5 protein-coding genes are annotated in these 5889 nt (G+C 73.3%); all 5 read left to right on the forward strand.

The genetic code is table 11. From position 1 onward, the window contains the following. Nucleotides 1-1165, forward strand: a 1165-nt coding sequence (mftF, locus tag AC5LUJ_RS13845; protein WP_493465053.1) for a mycofactocin biosynthesis glycosyltransferase MftF, incomplete at its 5' end; no start/stop codon positions are given. After that, on the forward strand, nt 1162-1926 hold the full coding sequence (gene mftE, locus AC5LUJ_RS13850; protein WP_250285756.1) for a mycofactocin biosynthesis peptidyl-dipeptidase MftE: 765 nt from the start codon (nt 1162-1164) through the stop codon (nt 1924-1926). The genes mftF and mftE, both read left to right, overlap by 4 nt. Nucleotides 1927-1959: 33 nt before the next feature. After that, nucleotides 1960-4182 (forward strand): SF1B family DNA helicase RecD2, encoded by a 2223-nt coding sequence (recD2, locus tag AC5LUJ_RS13855; RefSeq protein WP_250285757.1) that lies wholly within the window; start codon nt 1960-1962, stop codon nt 4180-4182. 515 nt (nt 4183-4697) lie between these two features. Then, complete coding sequence (locus AC5LUJ_RS13860; RefSeq protein WP_250285758.1) at nt 4698-5063, forward strand: TcmI family type II polyketide cyclase; 366 nt, start codon at nt 4698-4700, stop codon at nt 5061-5063. Next, nucleotides 5060-5889: acetyl-CoA carboxylase, carboxyltransferase subunit beta (gene accD, locus AC5LUJ_RS13865; RefSeq protein ID WP_493465054.1), on the forward strand; the 830-nt coding region annotated here is incomplete at its 3' end. The genes AC5LUJ_RS13860 and accD, both read left to right, overlap by 4 nt.

The raw sequence follows: 5889 nt of genomic DNA on the forward strand, positions 1-5889 counted from the left end.
GGAGCTGGCGGAGGTGGTCGTCGTGGACGACGGTTCCGTGCCGCCGCTGCCGCGGGCGACGGTCCGTCACCGGCGGCCCCGCGGCCCCGCGGCCGCGCGCAACACCGGCTGGCGGCGGGCGGGCACCGAGCTGGTGGCCTTCCTGGACGCCGATGTGCGGCCCGGGCCGGGCTGGCTGGAGCCGCTGCTGGCGCACTTCGACGCCCCGGACGTCGCCGCGGTGGCTCCCCGGGTGACCAGCCTGCCCGGCCGGTCGTTACTGGCCCGCTACGAGCGGGCGCGCTCGCCGCTGGACCTCGGCGGCGCCGCGGCGCCGGTGCGGCCGGCGAGCCGGGTGAGCTACGTCCCCTCGGCCGCGCTCGTGGTGCGTGCCGCCGCCCTGCGGGAGCTGCGCGGTTTCGACGAGCGGATGCGCTTCGGCGAGGACGTGGACCTTGTGTGGCGGCTGGTGCGCGCCGGCTGGCAGGTCCGTTACGAGCCCGCGTCACGGGTCGGGCACGCTCCTCGCGTCCGGTGGACGGCGTGGCTGCGGCAGCGCTTCGACTACGGGACGTCGGCGGCGCCGCTGGCCGCCCGGCACGGCACGGCCATCGCTCCGGTGCGGATGTCGGTGTGGAGCGCGCTGTCGTGGGCGGCGGTGGCCGCCGGCCGGCCGCGGGCCGGGCTCGCGGCCGCGGCCGGTACGGCGGCGTTGCTGCCACGCAGGCTGGCGCCGCTCGGAGTGCCCGCCGCCGGGGCGCTGCGGGTGGCGGCGCTGGGGCATCTCGGCGCGGGCCGGCTGCTCGCCGACGCGGTGACCGGCGCCTGGTGGCCGGCGGCCGTCCCGCTGCTGGCGGGCACCAGGCGGGGCAGGTGGCTGCTGGCCCTGGCGCTGGGACGGCACCTGTACGAGTGGTACCAGCGGCGGCCGGACGTGGATCCGCCGCGCTGGCTGCTGCTGCGGACGCTCGACGACGCCGCCTACGGCGCCGGGGTCTGGTGGGGCGCCGCGCGCGCGGGCACGCTCGCGCCGCTGCTCCCGGAGCTGTCCGGCTGGCCCGGCACCGGCACGGTGACCGCGTACCTTCGCCGTGTCCTGCAGGCCCGCGGTGCATCCCGCCTGAGACCATGCCACGCGCTGGTTTCGGGAGCGCGTCGCATCCTGGGCGGGAATTACGTGCCGTGACCGCTGTGCGGCCCTGGCGGCTGGCGGAGCTCACCTGGCCCGAGGTGGCCGGACGGGCCGCCAGCAGCGTGCTCGCCGTCCCCCTCGGCGCGACCGAGCAGCACGGGCCGCACCTGCCGCTCACCGTGGACACCGAGCTCGCCACGGCGCTGTGCGAACGGCTCGCCCGCGCCCGCCCCTGGGTGCTCGTCGCGCCGGCGCTGCCGTACGGCTCCAGCGGCGAGCACGCGGGCTTTCCCGGCACCTTGTCGATCGGGCAGGACGGCGTCGAGCTGCTGCTGGTCGAGCTTGTCCGCTCGGCGGACGCGTTCGCCGGGGTGCTGCTGGTCTGCGGGCACGGCGGCAACGCCGCGCCGCTGCGCCGCGCCGTCGCCAGGCTGCGCGGCGAGGGCCGGCGGGTGCTCGCCTGGCTGCCCGGCGGGCCCGCGGACGACGCCCACGCCGGCCGCACCGAGACCTCGGCGATGCTCGCGCTGCGCGGGCAGGCGGTGCGCCTCGACCGGGTCGAGCCCGGGGTGGCCCGTCCGATCGGTGAGCTCCTGCCGGTGCTGCGGGAGTCCGGGGTGCGCGCGGTCAGCCCCAACGGCGTGCTGGGTGATCCCACCGGTTCCTCCGCCCGGGCCGGAACGCGCATCCTGGACGCCTGGGCCCGGCAGCTCGCCGCCGCGGCCGACCAGTGGCACGACAGTCTGCCGCCATCTCATGACAGTCCGCATTCGCCCTGTGACAGTCTGCCGCGGAACGGCGGGAGCCCGTCGTAGAACCGGCGGCCGGCCGTGATATCGGTACTTGCCATGGCAGCCGCGCAGCCGTTCCACGGGTCGGTGCTGGATGCGGTGCTGGAACGGATCACCTACGCCAACGAGGAGACGGGGTACACCGTCGCCCGGGTGGACACGGGGCGGTCCGGCGAGCTGATCACCGTGGTGGGCGCGCTGCTGGGCGCGCAGCCGGGCGAGTCGCTGCGGATGCGGGGGCGGTGGGGCTCGCATCCGCAGTACGGCCGGCAGTTCCACGTCGAGGACTACACCACCGTGCTGCCGGCGACGATCCAGGGTATCCGGCGGTATCTCGGGTCCGGGCTGATCAAGGGTATTGGGCCGAGGCTCGCCGAGCGCATTGTCGAGTATTTCGGTATCGACGCCCTGGACGTCATCGAGCAGCATCCCGAACGGCTGATCGAGGTCCCGAAACTCGGCCCCAAACGGACGAAGGCGATCGCGGCCGCCTGGGAGGAACAGAAGGCCATCAAGGAGGTGATGGTCTTTCTCCAGGGCGTCGGGGTGTCGACGTCGCTGGCGGTGCGTATTTACAAACAGTACGCCGACCGGTCGGTCGAGGTGGTGCGCACACAGCCGTACCAGCTGGCCACCGACGTGTGGGGCATCGGGTTCCGTACCGCGGACACGATAGCCAAGGCCGTCGGGATTCCGCACGACAGCCCGCAGCGGATAAAGGCCGGGCTGGTGTTCACCCTGTCGGAGTCCACCGGGGACGGGAACTGCTTCCTGCCCGAACAGCGGCTGATCGCCGAGGCGGTCAAGATCCTGCAGGTCGACACCGGCGCGGTGATCGAGTGTCTGGCCGAGCTCGTCACCGAGGAGGGCGTCGTCCGCGAGGAGATCCCCGGGGAGGATCCGGACGTCCCCGTCGCCGCGGTCTACCTGGTGCCCTTCCACCGTGCGGAGATCTCCCTGGCCGGCCAGCTCCGGCGGCTGCTGCGCGCGCCTGCCGACCGGATGCCGGCGTTCGCCGACGTCGACTGGGACCGGGCGCTGGCCTGGCTGCACGGGCGGACGCGCACCGAGCTCGCCCCCGCCCAGCGGGCGGCGGTGCGGCTGGCCCTGACCGAGAAGGTCGCCGTCCTCACCGGCGGGCCGGGGTGTGGCAAGAGCTTCACCGTACGCTCCGTGGTCACGCTCGCCCAGGCCAAGGGTGCGAAGATCGTGCTGGCCGCGCCCACCGGCCGGGCGGCCAAACGGCTCACCGAGCTGACCGGGCACGACGCGTCCACCGTGCACCGGCTGCTGCAGCTGCGTCCCGGCGGGGACGCCGCCTACGACCGCGACCGCCCGCTGGACGCCGACCTCGTCGTGGTCGACGAGGCGTCCATGCTCGATCTGCTGCTGGCCAACAAGCTGGCCAAGGCGGTCGCGCCCGGGGCGCACCTGCTCCTGGTCGGCGACGTCGACCAGCTCCCGTCCGTCGGGGCCGGGGAGGTGCTGCGCGACCTGCTGGCGGCGGGGACGCCGGTCCCGCACGTGCGCCTGACGCAGGTCTTCCGCCAGGCGCAGCAGTCCGGGGTGGTCACCAACGCGCACCGGATCAACAGCGGCGAGCACCCGCTGGTGCGCGGCCTGCCGGATTTCTTCTTCTTCGCCGCGGACGAGGCCGAGGAGGCCGCGGCGATGACCGTGGACGTGGTGGCCCGGCGGATTCCCGCGAAGTTCGGGCTCGACCCGCGCCGGGACGTGCAGGTGCTCGCGCCGATGCACCGCGGCCCGGCCGGCGCCGGCGCGCTGAACACCCTGTTGCAGGAGGCGCTCACCCCGGCGCGTCCCGACACGCCCGAACGCCGGGCCGGCGGGCGGGTCTTCCGGGTCGGCGACAAGGTCACCCAGATCCGCAACAACTACGACAAGGGTGCCAGCGGCGTCTTCAACGGCACCCTCGGCGTGGTCACCGGCATCGACCTCGACGAGCAGAAGGCCGCGGTGCGTACGGACGAGGACGAGGACATCGACTACGACTTCACCGAGCTGGACGAGCTCGTCCACGCCTACGCCGTGACCATCCACCGCTCGCAGGGCAGCGAGTACCCGGCCGTCGTCATCCCGGTCACCACCAGCGCCTGGATGATGTTGCAGCGTAACCTGCTGTACACGGCGGTCACGCGGGCCCGCAGACTGGTGGTGCTGGTCGGGTCGCACCGCGCCATCGGCCAGGCCGTGCGCACGGTCAGCGGCGGCCGCCGCCACACCGCCCTCGACCACCGGCTGCGGATCTCTGCTCCGTAACGCCGCCTGTGCCCAGGCCGCCCTGGCCTGTCTCCCTGAGCCGGCCCCCTCCTTCGGGACCCGCCCTGATCATCGATCAGAGGTCGGATCATGAGAACGAGGGAACAAACAGTCGCTGTGGCAGCCGCTTCCGTACTCGTTCCATGCTCACCTTTCCTGGGTGGGGCGGGGGGACGGCTGTCCGGCCGGTGTTGTCGGCCGGCTGTCCTTGCTGGCTCGCTCGTCGGGTCGGTCGGTCGGCCGGCTTGGCAGGGCTGGTGCGGCAGGGCTGGTGCGGCAGGGCTGATGCGGTGGGGCTGGTGTGGCGGGGCTGGTGCGGGTGGCCCCGGGGAGGGGCGGCCGCTCTCCGCCAAAGGTCACGCAGACGGCAGCGGTGGACGCGCTGTGTGATCACCCTTACTCTCGGTAGGGGGGTCGGTCTGAACCGGAACGTTGTCGCCGTGAATGGGTCAGTGACCCCGCCGGCCCCGGTCCCGGGGTTTTCCCGGCCCGTTCGGTGGAGGGGGACACCAAATATGCACAGATCCTTGATTGTTGCCAAGATCACACCTGGCGCGGAAAAGGATGTCGCGCGCATCTTCGCGGAATCGGACGCGACCGGACTTCCGCGGATCGCCGGCGTCACCCACCGTTCGCTCTATTCGCTCGGGGATCTCTACGTCCACCTGCTGGAAACGACCGGGGACGGCCGGCGGGCAGTGGACAACGCGCGCGGCCATGAGGAGTTCGCCCGCGTCAGCGAGCGGCTGTCCCACTACATCCAGCCCTATCTGCCGACCTGGCGGTCACCCGAGGACGCGATAGCGCGGCGTTTTTACACCTATGAGCCCGGCTCCGCCGGGGTGGCCCATGAGGCCGGCTCCGCCGGGGAGGCCGCGTGAGGGCCACGGTCGCCGAGGCGGACGTGGCCGCCTGGAGCCGGTGCGGCTCCTGCGCCTCGCTCGTCTACGGCAAACGGCTGGCCCGCAACCTCTACGTGTGCCCGGAATGCGGCTACCACGACCGGCTGACCGCCGCCCAGCGGATCGACCAGCTCCTCGACCAGGGCAGCTTCCGGCCACTGCTGGTCGAGCCCGTCCACTTCGACGTCCTCGGGTTCACCGACACCCGGCCGTACGCCCAGCGCTGGGAGGCTGCCCGGCGGGAGACCGAGCTGGCCGAGGCGGTGCTGTGCGGCGCCGGCGCCATCGGCGGCCACGAGCTCGTCGTGGCTGTGATGGACTTCCGCTTCCTCGGCGGCAGCCTCGGCTCGGCGGTCGGCGAGATGATAACGCTGGCGGTGGAGCTCGCCGTGGACGAGGCGCTCCCCCTGCTCATCGTCTCCACCTCCGGCGGGGCCCGGATGCAGGAGGGCTGCCTGTCGCTGATGCAGATGGCCAAGACCGGCATCGCCATCGAGCGGCACCGGGAGCACGGCCTGCTGTCCATCAGCCTGGTGACCGACCCGACCTACGGCGGGGTGGCGGCGTCGTTCGCGACCAACACGGACGTGATCGTCGCCGAGTCCGGCAGCCGGATGGGTTTCGCCGGCCCCCGGGTCATCCGGCAGACCATCGGGCAGGAACTGCCCGCCGAGTTCCAGAGCAGCGGTTTCCTCGCCAGCAAGGGGCAGGTCGACATCGTCGCCGACCGGACGGACCTGCGGACGGTGCTGACCAGGCTGCTCGCCGTCGGCCGGCGGGAGCAGCGGGACGTTGACCCGTCGAA

Source organism: Protofrankia sp. CiP1_Cm_nod3, from assembly GCF_982290655.1.

What these genes read in the sequence shown, in the direction of transcription:
- recD2 (WP_250285757.1), top strand. Translation starts at nt 1,960, where the DNA reads ATGGCAGCCGCGCAGCCGTTCCACGGGTCGGTGCTGGATGCGGTGCTG.
- AC5LUJ_RS13860 (WP_250285758.1), top strand. Translation starts at nt 4,698, where the DNA reads ATGCACAGATCCTTGATTGTTGCCAAGATCACACCTGGCGCGGAAAAG.